The sequence below is a fragment of the Photobacterium proteolyticum genome, assembly GCF_001939735.1.
In the GTDB taxonomy this organism is placed as follows: Bacteria; Pseudomonadota; Gammaproteobacteria; order Enterobacterales; family Vibrionaceae; genus Photobacterium; species Photobacterium proteolyticum.
The window spans coordinates 185,780-211,466 of record NZ_MJIL01000069.1 but is presented as its reverse complement, the minus strand read 5'-3'; the positions used below and the strand labels follow the sequence as shown (position 1 = coordinate 211,466).

25 protein-coding genes are annotated in these 25,687 nt (G+C 51.5%); all 25 read right to left on the bottom strand.

Annotated elements, in window-relative coordinates; all coding sequences use genetic code 11:
* Window position 1 precedes the first annotated feature (1 nt).
* On the bottom strand, window positions 2–784 hold the full coding sequence (gene fliR, locus BIT28_RS12050) for a flagellar biosynthetic protein FliR (protein ID WP_075763967.1): 783 nt from the start codon (window positions 782–784) through the stop codon (window positions 2–4).
* Between the two features lie 37 nt (window positions 785–821).
* Entirely contained in the window at window positions 822–1,091 is a 270-nt protein-coding gene (fliQ, locus tag BIT28_RS12045; protein WP_075763965.1) for a flagellar biosynthesis protein FliQ, read from the bottom strand.
* 17 nt (window positions 1,092–1,108) lie between these two features.
* Window positions 1,109–1,960, bottom strand: a complete 852-nt coding sequence (fliP, locus tag BIT28_RS12040; RefSeq protein ID WP_075763963.1) for a flagellar type III secretion system pore protein FliP — start codon at window positions 1,958–1,960, stop codon at window positions 1,109–1,111.
* Window positions 1,947–2,357, bottom strand: a complete 411-nt coding sequence (fliO, locus tag BIT28_RS12035) for a flagellar biosynthetic protein FliO (protein WP_075763961.1) — start codon at window positions 2,355–2,357, stop codon at window positions 1,947–1,949. Before fliO ends, fliP begins: the two co-directional genes overlap by 14 nt.
* Window positions 2,358–2,365: 8 nt before the next feature.
* Complete coding sequence (fliN, locus tag BIT28_RS12030; protein WP_075763959.1) at window positions 2,366–2,758, bottom strand: flagellar motor switch protein FliN; 393 nt, start codon at window positions 2,756–2,758, stop codon at window positions 2,366–2,368.
* Between the two features lie 15 nt (window positions 2,759–2,773).
* Complete coding sequence (gene fliM / locus BIT28_RS12025) at window positions 2,774–3,829, bottom strand: flagellar motor switch protein FliM (RefSeq protein ID WP_075763957.1); 1,056 nt, start codon at window positions 3,827–3,829, stop codon at window positions 2,774–2,776.
* A gap of 7 nt (window positions 3,830–3,836) precedes the next feature.
* The gene (fliL, locus tag BIT28_RS12020) at window positions 3,837–4,328 is read right to left on the bottom strand and encodes a flagellar basal body-associated protein FliL (protein ID WP_075763955.1); all 492 of its coding nucleotides are present in this window, start codon (window positions 4,326–4,328) and stop codon (window positions 3,837–3,839) included.
* Between the two features lie 51 nt (window positions 4,329–4,379).
* Window positions 4,380–6,560 carry a flagellar hook-length control protein FliK gene (locus BIT28_RS12015; RefSeq protein ID WP_075763953.1) on the bottom strand — a complete coding sequence of 727 codons (2,181 nt, stop codon included), beginning with the start codon at window positions 6,558–6,560 and terminating at the stop codon, window positions 4,380–4,382.
* Between the two features lie 85 nt (window positions 6,561–6,645).
* Window positions 6,646–7,089 (bottom strand): flagellar export protein FliJ, encoded by a 444-nt coding sequence (fliJ, locus tag BIT28_RS12010; RefSeq protein ID WP_075763951.1) that lies wholly within the window; start codon window positions 7,087–7,089, stop codon window positions 6,646–6,648.
* A 51-nt stretch (window positions 7,090–7,140) separates the two neighbouring features.
* A complete protein-coding gene (fliI, locus tag BIT28_RS12005) occupies window positions 7,141–8,463 on the bottom strand; it encodes a flagellar protein export ATPase FliI (protein ID WP_075763949.1) in 1,323 nt (440 codons plus the stop codon).
* On the bottom strand, window positions 8,463–9,266 hold the full coding sequence (gene fliH / locus BIT28_RS12000) for a flagellar assembly protein FliH (RefSeq protein WP_075763947.1): 804 nt from the start codon (window positions 9,264–9,266) through the stop codon (window positions 8,463–8,465). The genes fliI and fliH overlap by 1 nt, the downstream gene beginning before the upstream one ends.
* Before the next feature lie 44 nt (window positions 9,267–9,310).
* Window positions 9,311–10,351, bottom strand: coding sequence for a flagellar motor switch protein FliG (gene fliG, locus BIT28_RS11995; RefSeq protein WP_075763945.1), 1,041 nt, complete (start codon window positions 10,349–10,351; stop codon window positions 9,311–9,313).
* Window positions 10,344–12,092: a flagellar basal-body MS-ring/collar protein FliF gene (gene fliF / locus BIT28_RS11990; RefSeq protein WP_075763943.1), complete on the bottom strand. Its 1,749-nt coding sequence runs from the start codon at window positions 12,090–12,092 to the stop codon at window positions 10,344–10,346. The genes fliG and fliF overlap by 8 nt, the downstream gene beginning before the upstream one ends.
* A 15-nt stretch (window positions 12,093–12,107) precedes the next feature.
* Window positions 12,108–12,419, bottom strand: coding sequence for a flagellar hook-basal body complex protein FliE (fliE, locus tag BIT28_RS11985; RefSeq protein ID WP_075763941.1), 312 nt, complete (start codon window positions 12,417–12,419; stop codon window positions 12,108–12,110).
* Window positions 12,420–12,572: 153 nt separating this feature from the next.
* Window positions 12,573–13,955, bottom strand: coding sequence for a sigma-54-dependent transcriptional regulator (locus BIT28_RS11980; RefSeq protein ID WP_075763939.1), 1,383 nt, complete (start codon window positions 13,953–13,955; stop codon window positions 12,573–12,575).
* A complete protein-coding gene (locus BIT28_RS11975; RefSeq protein WP_075763937.1) occupies window positions 13,952–15,022 on the bottom strand; it encodes a sensor histidine kinase in 1,071 nt (356 codons plus the stop codon). Before BIT28_RS11975 ends, BIT28_RS11980 begins: the two co-directional genes overlap by 4 nt.
* Before the next feature lie 139 nt (window positions 15,023–15,161).
* Entirely contained in the window at window positions 15,162–16,619 is a 1,458-nt protein-coding gene (locus BIT28_RS11970) for a sigma-54 dependent transcriptional regulator (RefSeq protein WP_075763935.1), read from the bottom strand.
* A 287-nt stretch (window positions 16,620–16,906) separates the two neighbouring features.
* Entirely contained in the window at window positions 16,907–17,311 is a 405-nt protein-coding gene (gene fliS / locus BIT28_RS11965; protein ID WP_075764215.1) for a flagellar export chaperone FliS, read from the bottom strand.
* 16 nt (window positions 17,312–17,327) lie between these two features.
* The gene (locus tag BIT28_RS11960) at window positions 17,328–17,612 is read right to left on the bottom strand and encodes a flagellar rod protein FlaI (RefSeq protein ID WP_075763933.1); all 285 of its coding nucleotides are present in this window, start codon (window positions 17,610–17,612) and stop codon (window positions 17,328–17,330) included.
* A gap of 24 nt (window positions 17,613–17,636) precedes the next feature.
* The gene (gene fliD, locus BIT28_RS11955) at window positions 17,637–19,028 is read right to left on the bottom strand and encodes a flagellar filament capping protein FliD (protein WP_075763931.1); all 1,392 of its coding nucleotides are present in this window, start codon (window positions 19,026–19,028) and stop codon (window positions 17,637–17,639) included.
* A gap of 23 nt (window positions 19,029–19,051) precedes the next feature.
* On the bottom strand, window positions 19,052–19,507 hold the full coding sequence (locus tag BIT28_RS11950) for a flagellar protein FlaG (RefSeq protein WP_075763929.1): 456 nt from the start codon (window positions 19,505–19,507) through the stop codon (window positions 19,052–19,054).
* 64 nt (window positions 19,508–19,571) lie between these two features.
* Window positions 19,572–20,720, bottom strand: coding sequence for a flagellin (locus tag BIT28_RS11945; protein WP_075763927.1), 1,149 nt, complete (start codon window positions 20,718–20,720; stop codon window positions 19,572–19,574).
* A 347-nt stretch (window positions 20,721–21,067) separates the two neighbouring features.
* On the bottom strand, window positions 21,068–22,183 hold the full coding sequence (locus tag BIT28_RS11940) for a flagellin (RefSeq protein WP_425439631.1): 1,116 nt from the start codon (window positions 22,181–22,183) through the stop codon (window positions 21,068–21,070).
* Between the two features lie 349 nt (window positions 22,184–22,532).
* Window positions 22,533–23,723 (bottom strand): flagellar hook-associated protein FlgL, encoded by a 1,191-nt coding sequence (gene flgL / locus BIT28_RS11935; RefSeq protein WP_075763923.1) that lies wholly within the window; start codon window positions 23,721–23,723, stop codon window positions 22,533–22,535.
* A gap of 14 nt (window positions 23,724–23,737) precedes the next feature.
* Window positions 23,738–25,621 carry a flagellar hook-associated protein FlgK gene (gene flgK, locus BIT28_RS11930; protein WP_075763921.1) on the bottom strand — a complete coding sequence of 628 codons (1,884 nt, stop codon included), beginning with the start codon at window positions 25,619–25,621 and terminating at the stop codon, window positions 23,738–23,740.
* Between the last annotated feature and the right edge of the window lie 66 nt (window positions 25,622–25,687).

Genomic DNA, 25,687 nt, shown 5'->3' with positions numbered 1-25,687 from the left:
ATCAGCAATCTACCCTAATCAAACTGCATATCTGGCCGAAGCCGATATCCCAGTGGTATTCGTACTGCGGCAGCATTGCCGCCACCAGGAACCAGCTAATCACCAAACCCAGCAAAAGGGCAAAGGAAAAGCCGAGCGAAAAGATATTCAGCTGCGGCGCTGCACGGGTCATCACACCAAATGACAGGTTAACGGTCAGCAGCGCAATAATCCCGGCCAGCGCCATATTCAGCCCGGCCTTGAACATGTGACCGAACCAACCTGCAAGCTGATAGTAATCAACCGGCTGTAACATCGACTCGCCAATCGGCAAGGTCTTGAAACTGAGTACGACCATGTTCAGCATGGTCAAATGACCGTCGGTAGCAAGAAAAAGCATCACGGCCAGAAACATATAGAACTGACCCAGCACTGGCGTATTCTGCCCATTGGCCGGGTCAACCATAGAGGCAAAGCCCAGGCTCGACTGCATACCCAGGATTTGACCCAGTAAAACGAAAGTCTGGGTAACGAACTGGGTCACCAGGCCCATCGATATACCAATCACCACCTGCTGCGCAGTGGTCAGAAAGCCACCAATAGATAGCAGTTCGATATCAGTGGGAACTTTAGGTAGAGCCGGCATGACGGCAAAGGTAATTGTAACGGCAAGATAAAGGCGAATTCTCGGCGACACAAAGCGAGCACCAAAAAAAGTCATGACCATCATCATGGCCGCAATCCGTGTCAGCGGCCAAAAATAATTGGCAATCCAGTCCAATAGCAGTGCTGATGGGTAGGACATAGCGTTACTCACTCACCATAGTCAATACCAACCGCCGTCAGTACAGCAACTGAGGGATCTGCTCAATAATGCGGTAGAAATAATCTATCAGCATTTGAGTCATCATGTGGCCGAAAAACATCAGTGCCAGCAGCGTCACAATCAGACGGGGCAGAAAGCTCAGAGTCTGTTCGTTGATCGAGGTTGCGGCCTGAAAAACCGCTACCACCAGACCAATAAGCAAGCCCGGCACCACAATTGCGCAAACCATGACCAAAACCATGTATAACGCATCCTGGAATATCTCGACAAACGCTTCAGGTGTCATTCGCTATACTCCCTTGCCTAAGTCCCAAAACTACCGGCGAGAGTCGACAGTATCAGATTCCAACCGTCAACCAGTACAAACAGCATGAGCTTGAACGGCAGAGAAACAATCATTGGCGATAGCATCATCATACCCATCGCCATCAGTACCGAGGCAACAACCAGGTCAATGATCAAAAAAGGCAGGAATAACATAAAGCCGATCTGAAAGGCGGTTTTGAGCTCCGAGGTAATAAAAGCCGGGATCAATACGGTAATTGGCACGTCCTGTGGGTCGGTTGCATCTGACCCTGACATATTAACGAAGCTTTCAAGGTCTTTGACCCGAGTTTGCTTCAGCATAAACTGGCGGATCGGGATCTGAGCGGCAGACAATGCCTCGGGGGCGGTGATCTGCTCATTGATATAAGGCTGCAGCGCCGTGGTGTTAATCTTGTCGAGCACCGGAGACATAATAAAGAAAGTCAGGAACATGGCGATACCGATGATAACCTGGTTCGACGGTGTCTGCTGCAGGCCCATTGCCTGCCTGAGAATCGACATTACCACCACGATACGGGTAAAGGATGTCATCAGGATAACAATGGCCGGCAGGAACCCCAGTGCCGTCATCAGGGCGAGGATCTGCAGGGTTACCGAATAGTCTTCGCTGCCGTCCGGGTTTACCGTCACGGAAAAAGCCGGGATCCCACCGCCATTTCCTGTCGTCATCAGCTTGGTTGTGCCAGCTTCACCCTGCATCTCACTGAGTGTCACGCTACTGCCGGCCGCGGACGATAAACCAGGATCAGCCGTTTCAGCCAAAACAGGAAATGCGAGGAGAAAGCTAAAAGCCGCCAGAACGGCGGCAATAAGATTATTTCTTAACATTCTTTTTCAGTAACTTCGTCAAATGGCCCGCGAACTCACTGCCACTTTGAACCTCGTTCATCGACAGGGGCTGCTCCAGCTTGCTTAGCAATGAGATATTTTGCTGGGTGATCCCAACCAGCATTTGCTCTTCACCTACCTGCAGCAGAACAATCCGCTCCCGCTGTCCCACAGGTAACTGGCGCAGGATCTTCATGTTGCCGTCACTTCCCTGGATGCCGGGTAGCTTCATGCGCTTGAGCAACCAGGCTAGAAATAAAATCAATATCACGACCAGCGTCAGGGCTGCCAGCGTCGTTGCAATGTTCATGTCAGCCGGGGGCGCTGCCAATACCGGCATACTGGTCGTTGCCAAGGCAACGCTGCCAGTATATCCAATCGTCCGTAACAAACTCATAGCCAACCTTAACGCAGCTTCTTGATTCGTTCAGTCTGGCTGATCACATCTGTCAGACGAATACCGAACTTATCATTGACCACCACCACTTCACCGTGGGCAATCAGGGTACCGTTAACCATCACGTCCAGGGATTCTCCCGCAACACGATCCAGCTCGACAACCGAGCCCTGGTTAAGCTGAAGCAGGTTACGGATACTGATCTGGGTACGGCCGACTTCCATGGAGATCGTAACCGGGATATCCATGATGGTATCGAGTTTGCGCCGCTCATCGTCGCTGATCGGTGAGCTGTCATCAGTCAGCTCTTCGAGTGGCGCAGGCTGAGCTGATTCGTCAATCGCTTGTTCTGCAAGTGCAGCAGCCCAATCGTCGGCAATTTGTTGATCATTTTGAGACATAACTTACACCTGTTATTAATCGTCTGAATTGTCGTTGTTGATATCAAGCAACGCCGATCCAAGTTCATCACGGTCAAGGAAAGCCAGATCGGTCTTCACCATATCCGGACGCTTGAGTTTCTCGGTGACCTTAAGGGCAATATTATCGCCGGATTTACCCATTTTCGCACGATATGACGGTAAGTCTTCGACATAAACCGTTGCCGCCTCTGGCATATCAATCGGGATAACGTCCCCCGGTCGAAGCTCCATCAAATCACGCAACGAAAGATCGACATCCATCAGCTTGGCACGGATATTAACCGGTACGTCCATGATTTCATCACGCAGCGCCTTGCTCCAGCGCACATCAGTATCCATCTTGTCACTCTGAACACCGGCATCGAGCAACTCGCGGATAGGCTCAACCATCGAATACGGCATTACCACATGGAAGTCGCCACCGCCGCCATCCACTTCAATATGAAAAGAGCTGACAACGATGACTTCTGTCGGGCTGACGATATTGGCCATGGTCGGGTTAACTTCCGAGTCCAGATACTCGAACTCCACCCCCATAACCGGAGACCAGGCCTCACGGTAGTCCTCAAAGACCAGCTTCAGCAGCATCTGAACAATTCGACGTTCAGTCGGGGTGAACTCCCGCCCTTCGATCTTGGCGTGGAAACGCCCGTCACCACCGAAGAAGTTTTCAACCAGAATGAAAACTAACCTCGCCTCCATAGTGATCAGCGCCGTTCCTTTCAACGGACGAAAACGCACCATGTTAAGGCTTGTCGGGACATATAACGTATTTTGGTACTCTCCGAACTTAATCATCTGAACGCCGTTGATCGACACCTCAGCGGTCTTTCTCAGCATATTAAACAGGCTGATCCGCATATGACGAGCAAAACGTTCGTTGATCAATTCCAGCGTGGGCATTCGCCCACGCACGATCCGGTCTTGTGACGAGAAATCAAACGAGATGACACCAGCACCGCTGTCACTCCCGCTATCATCATCATCTTCTACGTCATCGACACCATGAAGCAGGGCATCGATTTCGTCCTGAGTTAGTAAGTCACTCACATTAAACCTATTGCATTACAAAGCCAGTAAAGAGTACTCGCTCGACAACCTGGTTGCCGGAGACCTTTACCATGGCATTCTGGACTGAAGACAGTGCCTGCTGACGCAGATCCGCACGCCCGTTCGGGGTCCGAAGCTGCTCTACCGTTGCTGCACCGAAAGTCTGAAGCAATGTACTTTCAATCAGCGGAATATGTTGGCTGGCCGTAGACTCGTTACTGTCACCACGGACCATGAGTTGCACCTTCACCTGCACGAGACGATCTCGCTTGTCACCCGTTACATTAAAGATAAACGGCTGCGGCAGAATCACATAATAAGCCGGTTCAAGCTTCGCCGGTTGTGCCAGCGGAGCGGCTTCGGCCACTTCGGCTTCCGGGGCATCATCGCCCATAAAGAAAAACCATGCGCCGGCACCGCCGCCAAGCAACAGGACAACCAGAGCAATAATGATGATCAGTTTTTTCTTTCCGCCGGAGTTTTCTGCGCCTTCAGCCATAGTCCTTATAATCCTTTCTCTATCGTGACCGCCACTAGAGGGTCATTTTTATTATGCATAATAATCGACGCGGTCAGATGGCTGACTCACGTACATATCTACGGGCTCAGAGCCTCCCGACTCTGCATGCTGGTGGCGCGTGCCACCATTGCCCTGCTGGCCGCCACCGCTATTTTGCTGGCCCGCATTGGTCTGGTTTTGTTGCTGGTTCTGCTGCCCGGCAAACTGCTGGCGCGAACTATCTTGCTGAACCGAGGTTTGGGCCAGTTGCAACCCCTGCTGGTTCATCAACTCGCGAAGTCGCGGCATCGCCTGTTCGACCAAGTCCCGGGTTTGCTGATTACCAACGGTAAACTGCACCGATGCCTGATCCTGATTCAATGACAGCTTAATCTGTAGTTTACCCAGCTCAGGCGGGTCCAGGCGTATGTCGACATGCTTGAGGTTCTTCGACATCATAACCTGCACTCGCTCGGCAAGCTGATCACCAGCCTGCTCCTTACTCAGTTGCAATGGGCTTTGCGCCAGCGCAGCTTCTGCCCGCGCCTGTAGTGTCGCCTGCCCCTGCTGTGTTGCCGAACCGGTCAGCGAATGCGTCAGCTCGGGAGATTTCGCATCACTACCACCTTCAGCCGAGGCCAGCTCCATTGCCGCCATTGCGCCCGCGCCTACTGCCGCTGCAGTTTCTGCTGAACCAGCAAGCTGGGCCTCTGCTACGCTGCTCGCCGATGCTGCCTGCGCCTGGCTACCCAGGCCTAAATTCAACACCTGGGCCTGACCCGACTCGGGAGAGAGTGCAGGCTGACTAGCGGCTGCCGACAATGCCCCGGTAACAGCAGTTGCTGCTGCCGTATTGGTCCCCGGCACATTGCTTGGTTTATTCTTACTATCCAATAACTCAGAAGCAATTTGCTGCTCCTTGGTCATCTCCGCGGTTCTTGGATTGGACGATTGTAACAGATCCGCCGAAGATTGAGGGGCTGTCTGGGTACTTTTCACGTCTGCCCCGGCAGCAGCAGTTGTCGCCGCACCGAGAGAAAATGCTTTCAACATGCCGTCATCAGCTATGCCGCCATCAGCACTGACGTCATCGCCTTCAGTTACAGGCTCAGAGGTTTTGGCTCCAGCCTGTTGAGCAGACTGGCCTTCCACGACTTGCTGGCCCGGTACAGCAAAGACCTTAGCCAGCTCCTCCTGGCTGATTCCGGCTGCGGGCTTTTTATCCTTTGTCGCGCTGACTGTATCTTTGCTAATCTCTTCAGCCGCTACAACATTATCAGAACCCTTAATGCTAGCAGCACCGACACCAGCCAAGGCAGCCGGAGTTAGTTCGGTACTGCTCTGCCCCTGTGCAGCCTTGCTCTCAGCTTTCACAGTCTCAGCAACCGACTGAGCCTCAGTCTTGCCTTTGTTCTTGCTCTTCACCTCGCCGCTAGCTTCGCCTTGCTGAGATCTTCCGGCTACCTCAAGCGGCGCCTGCTCAGTCCCAACAGGCTTAACGGCCATTTGGTTAGGAGTCACTGACTTTTCTTGCAACAGCTCTTTATTCACCGGCTCGCTCTGCGAGGCTGAGGCCGCCGATTTGGTCGCTAACGCCGAAGCGGTTGCTGCCTGCGGCAAAGTTTTGCCATCCTGCCCGTCTTCAGCAGTCGATGATGTCGATGCCAGCTGCTTATTTGACGCCGAAAGGCGGTTCAGTAACGCCTCACCGTCATCCATTATCTTTTGCTTTGACGATGAATCAAGTGCGGTACTGCTATCTGGCTTCTGGCTGGCTGAGTTTTGCCCGTTTTGGTGATCTGTTGTTTGACTCTTATTGATTTCAGGCTGGATCTCGTCGTTGTTTTTCAGTCGCTTGCCTGTTTCCGGCTCACCTTGCCCGGCCGTTGCCGCCTCTTTGGCCGCTGTCTGGGAAACCTCTTTTCCAGGCTGTTGCAACTCGGCTTCACCCTCTTTGGCTATATCAGCCGGTGCTTGAGATTTCGCTACCGATGCCGCTTGTGAATCACCCTTAACGCTTTTCTCGTCCTCAACGTTTTTCTCGTCCTTGACTGCCTGCTCAACCTTAATTTTTTCATCACTGGCGGCAGCTTGAAGCTCTTTGGCAAAACGCCCATCTTCCGGCGAGGCAGCACTCTCCTCTCCCAGTAGCGCTGAACTGGCTTTTGCTCCCTCAGCTTTGGTCGAGGAAGACGAAGGGATATCTGCTGTCAAAAAGCGAGATGAAAACATGGCGGCTCTTCAGATTAGACTAGTAATAATGCAATAGCATGCAAAAAATAAGCCAACAAGGCATGCAAAGAGGGGTAAGTACAGACTAACGATGGATCCTGCGCGCAAACTGCAAGGTGGCAAACTCATCCATCAATTTCTGTTCTTGTTTATCACGCAGCAGTTGCCGCTCGTTATGTTTTTTTTCAAGCAACCATTCGATGGATCGGCGCTTTTTCCTGACCTCACTCCAGTGCTCGCTACACTGCTCGACCTGATCCTCGAACTGTCTTCCCGCTTCCCTCTGTGTCACCAGAGTCTCGTCCAGCTGGCTAAGGAATTTTTGCAGGTGACCATAGGAACAGGCCGTTAAACCTTGCTGTCCACGGGCCGAGAGCTGCTTGCAGTAGTCCAGCCGATACTGCTCGATCTGCTTTAGCTGCTCCCGGTAGTTATCCAACTCGGTACGGGCATTGCTGAGGGCAAGCGACGCCTTATGCTCGTCATCTTTGGTCCTTTCCAGAATCAGCTCTAGTGCATTGTCTGCCATTATTGCTCCCGTTTACGCTTGGGTTCCGTTGATCAGATCGTGACGGCCCAGTTAGCCGCCCAGTGTGGAACGTAGCATATTCACACACATATCATACGGAACAGACTCTTTCATCGCCTGCTGCAGATAAGCATCCAGCTTAGGTTTGAAGGTAAAGGCCTGATCGATAGCCTGATCGGTGCCGGGTTTATAGGCTCCAATCGATACCAGATCCTGGTTTTTTCGACATATCGACAAGATCTGGCGCACGGCCTTGGACATCAGCATATGTTCTTCACTGACAATGGCCGGCATAACACGGCTGACAGAGCGCTCAACATCAATTGCCGGATAATGGCCGGCATCGGCCATCTCCCGCGATAAGACAATATGGCCATCCAGAATAGCCCGCGAGGCATCGGCAATCGGATCCTGCAAATCATCACCTTCTGTCAGCACGGTAAAGAAAGCGGTGATCGAGCCCTGATGCTCCCCGCCGTTTCCGGCACGTTCAACCAGTGCCGGCAATTTGGCAAATACCGACGGCGGGTAACCTTTCGTGGCCGGAGGTTCGCCGACTGACAAGGCGATTTCACGTTGTGCCTGGGCAAAACGGGTCAGCGAATCCATCAGCAGCAAGACATCCAGCCCCTGATCCCGAAAATATTCGGCAATCGTGAGCGCGGTCTGGCACCCCTTCAGGCGCATCAGGGGCGAGGCATCTGCCGGTGCCGCAACAACGACAGCGCGCTGACGGCCCTCAACACCGAGAATTTCATCAATAAACTCTTTCACTTCTCGACCACGCTCACCGATAAGCCCGACCACCACGACCTGCGCCGTGGTTCCCCGGGTCATCATCCCCAGAGTGACCGACTTACCGACACCCGAGCCGGCAAACAGGCCGATACGCTGACCTTTGCCGACAGTCAACAGACCGTTGATAGCTTTCAGACCAACATCCAGCGGCTCTTTGATCGGCTTGCGAGCCAGCGGGTTAATCGGCTCGGCACTGAAGGAAGCACGATTCGCGGTATAAATATCCCCCAGCCCGTCGAGCGGGTTGCCCACCCCGTCAATAACCCGGCCTAATAATTCAGGCCCAACCGGCAATCCGCTGTTCTGCAGAACCGGAGTGACCTTGGCGCCAGGCATAATACCGGTAAGCTGCTCACTTGGCATCAGGAACAGGGTCTCACCGGAAAACCCGACGACTTCGGCTTCTATATCTCCGTTGAGGGTTTCTACCCGGCACAGGCTTCCTAGCGGTGCCCGGCAGCCGACCGCTTCTAGCGTCAGCCCGACGACACGAACTAGCCGTCCGGATGCTACCGGACGACAGGCTGTATTATTGGTTTGATAGCGAGAAAGGCGTTCAGCCAAAGGAGCAGACATTACTGTCCTCCGTTGTTCTGCTGGCTATTGGCCCCGTTGAATTGTTGTAGCAGATGGCGAATGCGATCTTCAATAAAATAGTCAACGCTGGAATCACCGGACTGTACCTGCAGATCGCCCCGGTTTAAAGCAGGCTCGGCCTGAAGCGCCCAATGGCGTTCAGCCAAATTGTCTTCCCCGTAGGCTTCCCTGACCAAAGCCAGATCCTCGGGATGCAGGCTAAGCCGGGTTTCTCGGCCAGCAATAGGAAGTGCACCGATAACTTCACGGATCGTATTCAGGATAACCTGCGGGTTGGTTTGAACCTCGACCCGGATTAACTCCCGCGTAAGGCTGGTTACCAAGTTGACCACCTGAGTTTCGACTTCGCCGTCGACTTGTTGCAGCGGTGCAGCCAGCTTTTCAACCAGCTGGGTCAGATGGTTGACATGCTCGTTGATCTGCGCCTGGCCTTGTTCCAGCCCTTGCTGCAAACCTTGCTCCATGCCTTCCTGCTGCCCAACTTCCAGCCCTTCAGCCTTACCGGCTTCCAGCCCTTCGGCATGCCCGGCTATCCGTCCTTCCTCAAGCCCTTCTTCATAGGCAGAGTGGCGAATATCCTCAAGATCAGCAGCCGTCAGCGGTGGGGGACCCTGCTCTTCCTCTTCCTCAGGCAGTTCCGGTGGCCATTGCGGATCATAGCTGATCGCATTATCCAGCGGCGCTTCTTGTGCATCCGCATAATCCGGATAAGCCCAGCGTTCGAGCTCCTGGGCCTGATGGTCCGAAACCCGCAAAAAGCCACGGCGGCGATCAGTACTCATAGCCAGCCCTTACGGCATTTTTCTCTTTGCTGGAAAGGCGAGAATTACAAGAATTCATCTGCGCCTCCGCCTGTTAGCATCAGCTCACCGGCATCAGACAAACGGCGGGCAATCGACAGAATTTCCTTCTGCGCCGCTTCCACATCGGCAACACGAATCGGCCCCATAGCCTCCAGGTCATCCTGAAGCATTTCTGCCGCACGTTTTGACATGTTACGGAGGATCTTGTCGCGTAGCATATCATCGGCACCTTTAAGCGCCTGCTGCAGCAGATCCTGAGGCACATCACGCAGCAAGGTCTGGATACCGCGATCGTCCACCTCGGCGAGGTTGTCGAATACAAACATCAAATCATCAATCTGGGTTGCCATGTCTTCATCCGCTTCGCGGATCTGATCCATCAGCAGACCTTCGACGTTGTTGTCCAGGTAGTTCATGATTTCAGCAGCCGCCTTCAGGCCACCAATTTTCGCAGCCTGTGCACCCGCCTGGCCGGCAAACTGTTTCTCCATGATGTCGTTTAGCTCATGCAGTGCTGCAGGCTGAACTTCTTCAAGATTGGCAATTCGCATCATCAAGTCCAGACGCACACGTTCAGGGAACTGCGCAAGGATCTCGGCAGACTGCTCCGGTTCCAGGTAGGACAGAACGATAGTTTGTATCTGCGGGTGTTCGTTAAGAATAATACTTGCCACCTGGCGCGGATCCATCCATTTCAGAGAGTCCAGACCACGCGAGCCGCTGCCCATCAATATTTGGTCGACCAGGTTGTTGGCCTTGTCTTCCCCGAGTGCCGCCACCAGGGTATTACGAACGAAGTCTTCGCTGCCCATACCGATACTGGTGTATTTCTGGATATCTTCCAGGAAGTGACGGTGAACGGCAGAAACCTTGTCCTGACTCAGATCGGCCATCGAGGCCATTACCCCACCGACACGCTGAACCTGTTTGGGCTCCAGGTGGCGAATGATACTGGCGGCATCCTGCTCACTGAGGCTGAGCAATAAGATCGCAGCTTTGTCTGCCCCGGTTAATGACGAGACATCAAATTTTTTTTCTTCTGTCGTTGCGACTTCGTTAGCCATCTTCTGTTACCCAACTTTTCACTACTTGCGCAGCCAGATCCGGTTCATTGGCAACCAGCGCCCTGACGGCTTTCAGCAAATCTTCATCTTTATGCAGATTTGGCAAATCCAAACTACTGCTGCTCAGCTCGAGCGACTCGGCACCATCAAGCTCGGCACCAATCAAATCAATGCCCTCTTCACCAGCAGCCAGCATCGGCATACCATTTTCATCCAGCGGCGTACCGTCCGCCGCCTGGTTCGGATACAGCAGTTTGCGCATCGCTGGGCGAACAAGCACCACAACCACCACAATAATCACCAGTGCCGCTGCCAGCCAGCGTATCCAGGTATTAAAGTTAGGATGCTCCCAGATAGGCAGTTCGGGAACCAGTTGTTCTTCAGGCAAGGCAAACGGCACTGAGATCACTTCCAGCATATCGCCGCGAAGCTCAGAAAAACCTACTCCGCCTTTTAGCAGACGGCTGATCTTGGCAAGCTCGGCTTCACTCACCGGAACACGTGTGATCTCGCCGGTTTCCGCATTGACAACCTGTTTGTAGTCAATGGCGACCGATACCGTCTGACGACTGACAATGCCAGTCTGGGCTCGTTTGTGCCTGATGGTTGTATCAAGCTCGAAGTTACGGGTGGACTCACGGTGAACAGAACCATTACTTGAGCCTTTACCCGACTGCATTTCGGCAATATCCTGAGGAATAGAGGCATCGGCCGGTGGCTGGTTGCTCAGTGCACCCGGAATACCGGCAACCACGTTGCCGTTATTGTAATCTTCGAGCGTATATTCACTTCGTGTTGCTGGTGTGGCCGGATCATATTTCTTTCGTGTCTCTTCGATGGCACTGAAATCCATCGAGACATCAACCTGAGAGGTATAATTGCCCAGCCCGAGAACCGGGATCAGAATCGCATCAATTTTCTCGCGCAGAGCCTGCTCTTGTTTGCGTTCGAGTTCATATTCCTTGCGCTGTGCCGTAGCACTCGGGTCTTCGGTACCGGAGCTCAGCAGGCGACCATGTTGATCCGTGACCGTCACGCGGGTCGGTCTCAACCCCGGTACTGCCGTTGCAACCATATCAACAATCGAGTCGACTTCCTGTTGGCCAAGCGAACCGTTGGTGCCCAAGGTCAGAAATACGGTGGCCGAGGCTTCCTGGTTATGGCGAACAAACACACTCTGCTTTGGCATCGCCAGCAGCACCTGTGCTTTTCGTACCTGGCGGATCTGCTCTATCGCACGGGCCAACTGACGCTCACGGCTTAATTTTAGCCTTTCGCGTTCAAGACGCTGGGAAACGCCGAACCCCATATCCTGCATCAGGATTTCATCACCTTCAGAAACGGTGTTGTTCAAACCCGCCCGGCTCATTTCCAGTTTTATCGACGAGAAAGCATCGGCCGGTACACGGATCGTATTGCCGTCAAGGGTGTATTCGATCTTTTTCTGATCGAAATGATCCAAAATAGGGATCAGCTCTTCAGTTTCAAACGTGCCGAGCGGGCGCATTTCCGGCTCTTTGATCCAGGCAACGACAAGCACGATCAACGCCACACAAATCGCCACAGACAGCACCAGAATAACCTGACGAAGTAAGTCAAGGTTACCCAGCATGCTGTCAACACGATTAGCACTTTTTTCTTCTGTATCAGGATTTTGCAGCTCCAGGTCAGTATCTGTAACGACCGGGGCCGGGGCATTACCTGCAACGGCTAATTCGTTGTTTGAAGATGTTTCCGACACTCATTAATTCCTGAATTAAACTGGCATGTTCATTAATTGTTTATACGCATCCACCAGCTTGTTACGAACCTGGACGGTCGCCTCAAACGCAACACTGGATTTATTTCGGGCGATCATGACATCGGAAAGCGACACACTGCGATCCCCCTGATCAAAACGCGTAGCCAGCTCGCTGGATTCTGACTGAAGGTTGTTCACCGTTTTAACGGCGTCATTAAGTACTGCGCCGAAATCCGAACTGACCTGCTGGCCTGTCGCCGGGCGAGTCGTGTTCTGGGCTTCCAGCTTCATAGCCTGCATTTCTGCTTGTAGTCCGTTGACTTTCATAATCTTCCCCGACAGTCAAAAATTTGTCACCTCAAAAAGAGATGTGTTTTTATTGATTCGATTTCTTACTGCTCAACTTACGACTTTCTTTGCTGTAATTAGCAAGCTTACCGCCAGCATGACTCAAAAGACCAGCAAAATTAAAATTTTACTCTAAACTGGGATCTCAATTCCGGCATCTCGCATTTTAGCGAGCTTGTAGCGTAATGTCCGCGGACTGATCCCCAGCTTATCTGCGACGTCTTTCCGCCGCCCGTCACAGGCACGGATTGTATCTAAAATAATGGAAAATTCCTGCTCCCGAAGCTCATTGCCGAGTCCGTCGGAAGAGGGCGGCACCTGAAGCGGTTCAACCGTCGGCGACGGTGTTGCCAATTCTACCGCGGTTTGCAGGCTTTGTGCATCCAGCCAATCAAGCCCTTCCAACAGAATATGCTCACAATCGATATTGTTGCCATCGCCAAGGATCAATGCCCGCTGAATTACATTATCCAATTCGCGCACATTACCCGGCCAGGCATATTGTTGCAACTTCACCAAGGCTGACTGACTGATTTTTGGCACCGGCAGTCCCTGTTTAACACAGTGACGTTCTGTCAGGTATGTCGCCAATGGGGCAATATCCCCTTTTCGATCCGTCAAGGCCGGCCATACTAATGGAAAAACATTCAATCGGTAATATAAATCTTCACGAAAATTGCCTTCAGACACATATTGCTTCAGATCACGGTTACTGGTCGCCAGTACCCGGACATTGAGCTTGATACTCTTGCGGCTGCCCAGACGCTCCACCTCACGCTCCTGCAATACCCGCAGTAACTTGGCCTGCAGGTTCAGATCCATTTCACTGATCTCGTCGAGCAAAATAGTTCCACCCTGTGCCTGCTCGAATTTACCCGGGCAAGCCTGGATAGCACCGGTAAACGCGCCCTTCTCGTAACCGAACAATGTCGCTTCCAGCATATTGTCCGGAATGGCCGCACAGTTAATGGCAATAAACGCCCCTTCATGGCGATCTGAGTGGTCATGAATATAGCGAGACATGACTTCTTTCCCCGAGCCACTTGGCCCCAGAATCATCACGCTGGCATCCGTTTTTGCAACCTTTTCAGCCAAGGCTAATAGCTTCAGGGATTTTTCATCCGCCACAATGGCTTTGCTTGACTCATTTTTGACTGGTGCGTAACGGCTCACCATATTTAGCAGCACTTCTGGCGCAAAGGGCTTGGCCATATAGTCAATGGCACCTTCTTTCATGGCCGATACCGCATCTTCAATATTGGCATAGGCTGTCATCAGCAATACCGGCAATTTCGGCCAATGCTGCTTAATACTTCGCAACAGACCCAGCCCGTCCATGCCAGCCATCTGCACATCAGAAACGACAATATCAACCGACTCGGACTTTAGCAGCAGCAAAGCCTGCTCGGCGCTCTCCGCCTCAAGCCACTGGTAGCCGGCCAGTGCCAACGTATCAACCAGAGCTTCACGTAGCCCTTCATCATCTTCTACGACCAGTACTCTGCTTTGATTCATTGCAACTCTCCAATTGCTGGGTTATTTTCATTTTGGGTCGTTTCTTGTTGAGCTACCAGACCATCAGCCACAGGTATCGACAGGGTAAAACATGCCCCTTTGCCAAGCTCGGACTCTAGCAATAACCGTCCTTTATGCGCCGTTGCCACCATTTGCACGACGGCCAGGCCAAGTCCGGTACCCTGCTGCCGGGTGGTAAAGAAGGGCTCAAGAATTTTGGCCTGCATGTCAGGCGCAATACCCGGCCCATTATCAATGACCGACAAATAAATGGCATCGCCTTGCTGTGTACAGTTCAATGCAACCTTACACTGCTTGCCTGACATCTGAATCGCGTTGGTGATCAGGTTACCTAAAGCGCTGGCCAGGGCATTGGCATTGCCCAGGATCGAGATACTTTCATCAGCACATTCAATGCTAAAATCGACCTGATTGGTGACCACCTGGGCCTCAACCATATTATCCAGCTCATTGAGCAGGCTCTCGAGAGTAAATCGCTCGATGACCTTGTTGTCCCCGCCTTTGGCAAATAGCAGCATATCATTAACCTGCTTTTCCAAGTCGTGCAGACGATCAACTAATTTGGTCTGAAACCGCTGCCGGGTTTGGCTATTGAGATTTGGCGCCGATAAATTCGAGGCATATAACATGGCACTCGATAACGGTGTTCTTACCTGGTGTGCCAACGAGGCAACCATCTTACCCAGCGAGGACAGACGCTGCATTTCGCTGATCCGCGATTGCAGGAGACGAGTTTCCGTCATGTCGGTGATAAAAATAAGTTGGCCGCTATCCGACGCTGATATGGCCAGCTTCACCTTGCGGCCGCTGCGCAATGATACCTCATGGCCGTCATCTTCCTGCGGCGCAAACGACCGCTGAATAACAGAAAACCAGCGTTCTCCCTCAAGAGGCTCGCCCAACAGACGATGAGCTTCCGGGTTCGCTTCGCAGACGATCCCCATCGAATCAAGAAATATCACGCCAGAGGGCATCACATCCAGTACCTGCTGATACCGGCCGACCTGCTGCGCTAATGTGCCAAGAGGAGAAGCATTGTCACCCATGAATTACCTGATCAATACGCATAAAAACACTAAACAAGCATTTTTTATGCCAAAATAAAGAACATATTATCAATGGGTTAATGGTAAGGAAAGAAAATTGACGGCGTCAAGAATGTGACACCGTCGTTTTTTGAGGTGGTTAACGCAAATCTTCTTTGTTGAGGCCATACTTACGCATTTTCTCAACCAGCGTAGTACGTCGCATCCCCAGCATGTCCGCCGCTCGGGCAACCACACCAGCCTGGGCTTCCAGTGCCTGGCGGATCATCTCGACCTCCAGCTCTGCCAGCATTTCTTTCAGGTTAACCCCTTCAGGCGGCAGATCACTGCTGCCCGCAGCCTCCTCCGTCTCATCGTAGCTGGTCGCGAACATATCGGCCAGCGCCGCACGTTCCTGATCCTCGGTCGACAGGAAGTGATCTTCCGGCTGAAAATCCGGCAGATCATTGTAGCGATACTTCATCGGCAGATGGTTTACATCAACCATTTCACCCGGATACAGAATGATCAATCGTTCAACCAGATTCGCCAGTTCGCGAACGTTACCCGGCCAGTCATGCTCCATCAGCGAGGTAATTGCCCTTGGCGTGAAGTGGATAAGTTTTGCACCCTCAGCTTCCATTCTGGCCAGCAGTTCCTGGAGTAATAGCGGGATATCACCGATACGCTCACGCAATGCCGGCATTTCGATTGGAAAAACGTTCAGGCGGTAATAAAGATCTTCGCGGAAAGTCCCGTCCTGGATCATTTCTTCAAGGTTACGGTGAGTCGCGGCAATAATGCGGACATTAACCTTGATGGTACCGTTGCCACCCACACGTTCAAAACAGCGCTCCTGCAATACACGCAGCAGCTTAACCTGCATCGACATTGGCATGTCGCCAATCTCGTCGAGGAACAAGGTACCGCCTTCAGCCAGCTCAAAGCGTCCTTTTCGGGCCGCAATTGCTCCGGTAAAGGCACCTTTCTCGTGGCCGAACAGCTCGCTTTCCAGCAAATCTGGTGGGATCGCTCCGCAGTTAACCGGTACAAACGGTCCTTTACCACGGGAGGAGTGGTAGTGAACGTTACGCGCAACGACTTCTTTGCCTGTTCCGGACTCACCGAGGATCAACACACTGGCATCGGTAGACGATACCTGCTCGATCAAATAACGGACCTGGCTGATCGCTTCACTTCGACCAACCATGCTCCGAAATAACGTATTCTTTCGCCCTAGTTGCGGAACCTGAAACGCGCGCTTACCCAGGAACTCCTGGCAATGACGTAGCGCATCCGACAACTGCCCGTAGTGCAACGGCAGCTCGAGCTCCCCAACATAGTTAGGCAGCCCCGCCAATTCATTGGCATGGTTAGACAATGCAATAACAGGAATGTGGTTGTGGATGCGCAAAAAATCCAGGATCTTGTTCAGTGACTTACCAGTACTGATTTTACCCAGTAAACAGGCACCCCAATCCTTTTCCCAAAGCGAATTTTCCACCTCGCTTGTTGACACAGCTTCGTGCTGCTCGCCAACAAAATTAAGGATGACACTAAGGTCATGACGGTGCTGCTGATCGTCATCAATAACGAGGGTCTTAGCTAAACCTTGCATAGGAGAGATATTGCCTGCCTTTATAGGATTTTCTATTCTGTGGCTTTTATACCAAACTGAACAACTATCAAATCCAGTCAAAAATTGTTCAGTTTGCTATTACTGAGGAACAGCAACCAAAATTATTCCGACTATTGTAATAAAAGCACAGGAGAAGGCAACTAGGGACACCCAAAAGCTGTGACCCCAGTACAAAGGAAAGTGCAAATCAAGTCATTGGTGTTTATTTTTTGACTTTACAAACAACAAAGCCATTAACCAATACTTCGATTGCCCCAGAAAGGCGACTATACGTCTAGCTGAGTCATATTATGATATTCAGCCGGAATTTGATCCCAGGCGGATTTAATTTCGCGCAGCATGCCGATAACATCATCAATTGGTTCTGCAAGGTTGTCCTGGTTTGCCTTGTAGATCTGCTGGATCATGTAATCGTAAAGCGCATCGAGGTTTGACGCGATTTCCGCACCATCTTCCATCGACAGACAGCTTCGAAGGCTGATCACGATATCAAGTGCCTTGCCAAGACGTTCACCCTTCACTGCAATAGAGCCCTGCTCCATGGCGGCTTTGCCCTGGATCAAGCGTTCAATCGCACCGGCCATCAGCATCGATATCACACGGTGCGGCGATGCCGATGTTAACTGACTGTCCACTGAGACTCGTTTATAAGCCTGTAGAGATCCTCTCATTGCCATTTTTCTAACCTTACCGAAATTTATTGTAAACCTGCATCGAGCGTTGCCCGTGCTGCAGTCGTTGTAACTGACTTGCCGACATATCCCGATGATGACGGATCCTGGCAAGTAAGTACGACGTTCTATCGACCGCTGCCTGCCATTCTGCTTTATCCAGACTCTCAGGCCGGGCCATTAATTGTTGTAAAAGCTGTTCGCGCTGTGCCAAAAGCAGCTGCAACTGCTCAGAATCAACCTCTGCCTCAACAGCCAGCATAGCCTCAAGTTGATCATCCAGTTGATTTAAACGTTGCATACGCGACTTCTCTTACCCTAAAAACTATTGTGGCATCATACTCATCATTGAGTTGAGCTGACTTTTCATTTGCCCCATAGCACTGTCCATCGCCGTAAACTGGTCATGGGTACGTTTCTGAACACTTTCCATCCGGCGATCCAGCTTGGTCTGCTCGCTATTCAAGCGCGTTATCTGATCATTCAAGCTGTCCTGCCGCCCTTTAATGCTACCGGTGATCCCGGTATGGGCATGGATCAGATCTTCAACCTTACGGGCAAAACCATCGCGGCTGCTAAAAAATTCACCGACATCGGCAAAATTCTTTTCCAGCTGTTTGTCGAGCATGTCATAGTCAATCTCAAGCCGCCCTTCCATCGTAGTGGTGATCCCGAGCTCACTCAAGGTTGTCACTGACTCTGGCGCGCCTTCTATCGGCGTCGAAAATACTGCACGCAACTGGTTATCAACCGTACGAATAATACTGTCGCCAACTAGTGGGCCTTTTTCCTGAGTTTCAGGATCGAACTTGCCCAGCTCTCTCGAGGTTGTGTAAAACTGATTGTATGCATTGACGAACTGCTCAATGGCACCCCCAACGGCATTGCGATCATAACCGACATCGACCAACACATCTTTATTCTTTGTCGCTTCCCCCTCGGCCTTGGCAGAGTCGGTCAAAGCAACAAGGTTGAGATCAACACCCTTGATCGCATCTTCAATGGTGTTGGTGTCACTGGTGACCACAGCCAGGCCATCAATCACTACCTTGGCATCTTCTGCCTTCTGCATCTCACTCATTGAGTTGATGTTGTTATTCGGATTAAAACCAAATTTTTGCAGAGTACTGGCAACCGGCGCATCGACCCGTACTTTGATATTGTTCGCTTCACCACTTTTATCGGCCGACAACACCAAACGCGCACCGACATCATCTTTGATCACCGAGGCTAGCACACCGGTATTCGACGGGTGGCGGTTGATCAAGCGGACGACATCAAGGATCTCGCTTTCGTCTTCCGGTATTTCTACATCGAACTGAGTCGCACCCAATGATATGGCCAGTTTACCGGCGCCCATTTTCTCTTCTTCGTCAAACGTGCCGGAAACAATTTTATGGGGCTGGGCAAGCTGCTCAACCTTAACACTGTATTTTCCAGGAATCGCTTCATGAGAGGCTGAAGCCGTAAGAATGTCACTGTTATCCGACGAAACAGAACGAGCTGATAGGGTATGGTTGCGACGAAAGTCAGCCATCATGAATTTCATATCATTCAACGAGCTCTTGAGCTTGCCATAGGCACTGATACTGACATCGACATTATCGCGGCGCTCATTGATGCGTGCTTCTTTCGGAGCCCGCTCAGCATCGACAATCTTGTTAACCATACTGTTAATATCAAGACCGGAGGCTGTGCCTGCTGCGCCTATATTCATTGATTACCTCAAATGATGTCAGTTTACACTTTCGTCGTTACCAGCCCTCCCGAATTGGCTGCCAACTGCCGGGATAGTGCTAACATATCTTCGTCAGGGATTTGACGGACTACATCACCGGTACGCTTATCGTAAATGGTGACGATATTTTTTCCAGATTCTTCATCGATTCGAAAAGCCAGTCCTTTGTTTAGCGTACTGCCGACAAACTCTTCGATGCGCTCTACCACCTTTTCCAGCTCCTCGCGCTGCATTTGCTGCTGCTGTTCTACCCTGTTGCTCTGCTCAACCCGGCGTACATCCGAATTTCCGCCATCACTACTTGGTATTGCATGCTGGGTGGAGGTATTACCGGCCGATGAAGCCCCCTGAGAATTACCATTAGATTTATTAGCAATATTTGTGCCAGCAGAAGCATGGGTGCCATTCTCAGCGGAACGGAGAGGAAGTGAAGAAGTAGAAACAGGTTTGACATCCATATTCTTTCACCTTCTGATAGCAGAAAACGGCAAGGGGCTGCCCCCTTGCCGCTATTACGAGGTATTAACCTAGCAGGCTTAGTGCCGCTTGCGGCGCCTGTTTTGCCTGAGCAAGGATAGACGTAGAAGCCTGAGACAGGATCTGGTTCTTCGTCATGTTGGTTGTTTCTTTTGCGAAGTCAGTATCACGGATACGGCTGTTAGATGCAGACACGTTCTCGTTAACGTTGTTCAGGTTATTGATAGTGTGGTTCAAACGGTTCTGAGATGCACCTAGCTGCGCACGCTCTGAGTCGACATACTTCATCGCACCATCAAGTACCGCTACCGCTTTCTGTGCACCACCGACAGACGTTACGTCGATTTCAGAAACCGTTGTATTGGCCGCAGTACCTGCAATTGTGGCATCTACTGCTGTACCAGCACTGTCAGTCATCGCAATACCACCGGTAGTTACGCCAACAGCACCTTCAGAAGAGAACAGCTGTAGTTCGCCTTCTTCAGAAACAGATGCATTGATCTTGTCATTCTGACCGTTGATACGGGTAGCGATTTCTTCGATATCATCGCCTTTTACCAGGCTAACATTTACCGCTGTCGCAGTACCGCCAGCATCAGTTACGCTCAACTCGATAGCTGTGTCAGCGTTCAGTGTCGCATCAGCTGCTACCTTGTTAGTTGATGTCAGCATGCTGCCGCCCATCTTGGTTTCGTCAGAGCGGATGTTATTGAAGTTCATCTGAACCGCTTCACCCGAGTCAGCACCCACCTGGAAAGAACGAGAACCGAACTGACCGTTCAATAGCTTGGTACCACCGAAAGAGGTAGTTTCCGCGATACGGTTTAGTTCGTCATTCAGTGCTGTCACTTCTTCCTGGATAGAAGCGCGGTCTTCCTGTGAGTTAGAACCGTTAGCAGACTGCAACGACAGGTCACGCATACGCTGAAGGATGCTTGTTGTTTCCTGCATAGAACCTTCAGCGGTCTGTGCCATTGAGATACCGTCGTTGGCATTACGTACTGCCACATCCAGACCACGGCTCTGGGTCATCAAACGGTTAGAGATCTGCAGACCAGCCGCATCGTCTTTCGCACTGTTGATTTTACTACCGGTAGCAAGACGCTCCATTGATTTACCAGTAGCTTCGGTCGCCTGACCCAGGTAGCGCTGAGCGGTCATTGCAGAAACGTTAGTATTTACTGTAACTGCCATAATGTCTCTCCTTAAGTGTTCAAAATGGCTTGACCAGCCCAGCCGGAAAAACCTTGTTATTCTTCGTACATGACCTTTAACGGCACCGTAAAAAAAACCTTTAAGTTTTTTTTTAGTATTTTTTGGAAATCGATTAAAACGTGATCAAGTTAATAAAAATCAAGGTGAATATTTCATTGCAAGTGGTACAGCCCACTCAATGGTTAGCACTTTTTTACGCTCATTCCGGTAACAAATTAGGCGTGTTGCGTATGAAGGGGGAAAATAAGGCAAGAGTTTCACCGCCAGAAACAAAAACGGCAAGGGGTTGCCCCTTGCCGTTCTGATCTGGTCCGAGTAGCGGAAAGTTATTGCAGCAAGCTCATTGCAGCCTGTGGAACCTGTTTTGCCTGAGCAAGGATAGACGTACTTGCCTGCTGCAGGATCTGATTCTTGGCCATTTCCGTCGTTTCTTTGGCAAAGTCGGTGTCACGGATACGGCTGTTAGACGCCGATACGTTTTCAGATACGTTCGCCAGGTTATTAATGGTATGACCCAGACGGTTCTGCTTCGCACCCAAATCGGCACGTTGGCTGTCGATATACTTCAAGGCCGCATCGATAATTGGCACAGCCTGCTGGGCGCCTCCTACGGATTCGACATCAATGTCACCCACCGATACCGACTTAGCCACACCTGCGATATCACCGGCTACAACCGTACCATCGGTGTTTTTCATGCTCATCGCACCGGCAGTCACTGCCACATCACCGTCACCGGCAAAAATTTGCAGTTCACCCTCTTCAGTTACCGAGGCGTTAACTGCAGAGTTCTGACCGTTAATGCGCGTTGCGATTTCTTCGACATCGTCACCCTGGAGCAGATCGACGCTCACGTTGGTGACATTACCCAGCTTGTCAGTTACCGAGAAGCCAACCGTTGCATTGGCATTCAACTCAGCGCCTGGTTCAATCTTATTCGTTGAAACCAGCAGACTACCGCCCATCTCCTCATAATCGGCACGGACACTGTCCATCCCCATGATGATCGCTTCACCCGAATCGGCACCGATCTGGAATGCCGCTTCACCGAAGGTACCATTCAGAAGCTTACGGCCACCAAATGCCGTTGTTTCCGCGATACGGTTAAGTTCATCCTGAAGCGCCGAGACTTCTTCCTGGATTGCAACACGGTCATCATCCGAGTTTGCACCATTGGAAGACTGCAGTGACAGATCACGCATACGCTGCAAAATGCTGGTTGATTCCTGCATTGCACCTTCGGCTGTCTGCGCAATAGATATACCGTCATTGGCGTTACGCATTGCTACGTTCAGGCCTCGTGTCTGTGCCACCAAACGGTTAGAGATCTGCAGACCCGCAGCATCGTCTTTAGCACTGTTGATCTTACTACCTGTCGATAGGCGTTCCATCGAAGTACTAAGATCACTCGTTGCTTTGCCCAGGTAACGCTGCGCAGTCATGGCAGACACGTTGGTGTTTACTGTTACACCCATTTTGCTCTCCTTTGACTTTCGCTCTTTCAGCGAAACAGCCTACCCGCAACAGTCAATACGAAAGACGGTGAAGCGGGGCCAGCTATATGTATAAATAATATTGGCAACACAGTTGCCACCAACCTAGTATTAGCAATTATCATGCCAAAATTAAAATATACTTTATTTCAATAACTTATGTTTAAAATTGATATAAAGTTCAGTTCGGCGGCAACCCTATGCCCATCGGCAAGACGCAGCTTTGCCGTTGCGGTAAATCTATTGCCGCCGTCAACCGTTCAACTCACACACATATTTGCGCTAGAGCGAATACCAGTTAGATATAGTTGAACAGATTCAAATCTTTGGTTTTTGCAAACGCCTGTTGAGAGGCCTGCAATGCCATCATATTTTCATTTAATTCAATAACAGCAGTCGCGTAATCAAGATCCTCCAGCGTGCCACGCGCCTGTGTCATCACGATCTTGAAATCCTCGTGCATATTCTCCTGGCGATCTAAGGTCTGCAGCCGGGTGCCAATTTCAGATCGCGCGCGGTTAATATGCTTGAAGCCTTCGGACAGTTCAGCCACAGCCTGTTGCAGTTCCGCCGAGGCCGAGGCATCTGAAACATCGCTGTCCGACAGATCAATGCTGCGCTGAAAAGCATCGAAAACATTGATCTTGTCCTGCCGAGATAGCTCGATCACATCGCCGTCTTCGATCTCGCCTTCCAGATCAACCTGCAGAGTTCCCCACTGGATCCCCTTACCCGGATCAAACTGGCCACTACTGACCTCGCTGCCATTCTGGAACAGCTTATAGGCAGGCCCGGTCGCCGTCGTCGCAAACTCGATGCGATACGCCGACGGATCAGCATCATTGGTATTCGTCGCCTGTGACAGCAACAGCAGCGAACCGCTTTGCAGTTCATAGTCCGGCTGGTAGTCACCGTATGGATTGGAAACTTCCATAAACAACTTATCGCCGGCATCATTCATCGGCACGTCAACCGACGGGGCCACCTTGGCCATCCGCTGGTAGCTGTCACCGACATAGGTGACATGACCATTGTTGTCCCGGAAAAAGGGCTGCTTGCTGTACTGGGTACCGGCGAAAATAAAGTTGCCGGACTCATCCTTGGTATTCACCAGGTTCATGAACGAGTCATACAGCCCCTGCATATCTTGCTTGTGGGCCATGCGGTCATCACCGGACAGCGAGCCGTTGACCATCATCATCGACTTGCGCTTGGCTTCATCAAGCAGATTTTCAACTTCGGTGATCGCCGTCTCTTCATTATCCAGGCGGTTACGCGCCAGTGTGATCGACTTGAGCGACTGTTCTATCTGGGTATTCTGCTGATCAAAATTCTGGATATAGATCGACGATACCGGATCATCACCGGCAGTCAGCAGACGTTTCCCCGTTGCCAGCTGCTCCTGGTTTTCCTGCACCCGCACCTGCTGCCGATTCATATCGTTTGCCACAGAGCGGTAGTTATGGAAAGTGGCCATTCGGCTAATCATAATTAACGGTCTCCCTAGCGCGATACGTTAAGTAAGGTATCAAAGGTTTCGTTGGCAACGGTCATGATGCGCGACGAGGCCATATAGGCCTGCTGGAATCTCATCATATTGGCCGCCTCTTCATCGAGGTTCACGCCTGATATTTCCGCCACCCGACTTTCGGCAGCATCTTTCTCGACCAGACCAACTTCCCTGAGACGGGCTGCAGAAGCTTTCTGTACCCCCATCTCGGTATTTAGCCCCTGATAGACATCAATGACGGTAGAACGGCCCTCATCCATCAGCTTTTCAGCCTGAAGGGTCTGCATCTTGATCAGGTTGCCGTTATCGCCATCGGCTGCATTGAGGTTAACGGCAAAGACATCACCGCCAATAGCCCCTTGACTCAGGGTAAAACCAGTGCCACCCACAACCACTTCACCGGCTGGCGGGTAAGGCTGCGGGGCCTGCAAAATATTGCCTTTCATATCCAGAACGGCAAACTGGCTGGCATCCGGCGAGACGGCAACCTGAAACTCCGACAGGGTACCTGGCTGGGTAACATTAAAGCTGGCCTGCCCCTGCGTATTGCTGGCCGAGCTAAGGTAGCTCTGGGCGGCAATTTTTGCCGGATCTGTCATTGTGACGCTGATTTCACCCGCGGCCGAACGTGTCGGACGCAGGACCACCTGCTCGCCGGCTTTCATCGGTGCTGTCATTTCAACCCGAAAACCGTCCATGCTGAAAGACGGCGGGTTACCGCTCGGGATCACGTTCTGGCTCGTACCGTCAGGATAAGACAAGGTATGCTGACTGCCGTCGAAGCTCAGACCGTATTCTCCGATTTTGACTTTGCTCAAATCGTCAATAAAGACCTTCATCTCTGCGGTCGAATCTGCCGGTAACATCACCCGCGCAGCCGCTGCTGCCGGGTCGTTGACATCACGAAACATGTTCTCGCCGACCTGACCTTTCAGATCCAGACCCTGCAGCTGAAGCTCGTTTACCGACTTGGAGAAACCAATCGCAATTCGGCCAATTTCATCCATAGCGTGGGTCAGCGTCTCATCACGGAACTGGAACAATGCTGCCATCTTGCCGCCAATATCATCATTGCGGATGGTTTTAAGCGATTTGCCCTCGACAATGGCCAACTGGGTCTGCTGCGGATCCGGCTTGCCGCTCACCATCCTCAGCTCACTGGATTCAGTACCCGATACCAAGGTGTGGCCGCTGCCGATCATCACGTTGAAGCTTTCGGCATTCTTCCTGGTAACAGTGACCTTGGTGTATTCGGACAGCTCGTTGATCAGGCTCTGGTGCCTGTCCAACAAATCGTTGTCATGCCCGGATGCCGGTGTCTTGACCAGTGCCTTGTGGACATCCACCAGCTCCCTGGCAATATCATTTACCCGGCTCAGGGTGCGAGACAACACCTCGTTTGTCTCCGACTTTTGGCGTGACAAGATACCGTGATTGTCATTCAGCCCCTTGGCAACCATCTTTGCTTTTTCAAGCACCACTTTTCGCGAGCCCATATCATTAGGGCTGTCTGCCAACGCCTTGACCGCGTCATACCACTGGTTCATGTCTTCAGGAATTTTTTTGGCACTGTTGGCCAGCATATTATCCAGACGACCAAGCTGTCCTTCTCGTTCGGTGGCATAGCTGAGGTTGGTGGTGGTCAAATTGAGTTCATTGGTGGCAAACTGATCGAAACCGCGGCGAACTTCTGCCGCGTGGACACCGGTACCGTACTGGTTGCCCCCCCACCAAATAGGATCATTGGCTTGCTGAACAACAGATTGGCGGCTGTAGCCTTCAGTATTAACATTGTTAACGTTGTGGCTGGTCGTATTTAACTGCCGTTGTGCAGTCATCAGACCTTGAGAGCCCATATTTAGCAAGTCAAACCCCATGAAGCCTCCGGAACTGTGAGGGGGTTACAATTAATCAATAACTTGAAATGCAAAAAGCGTTCCACT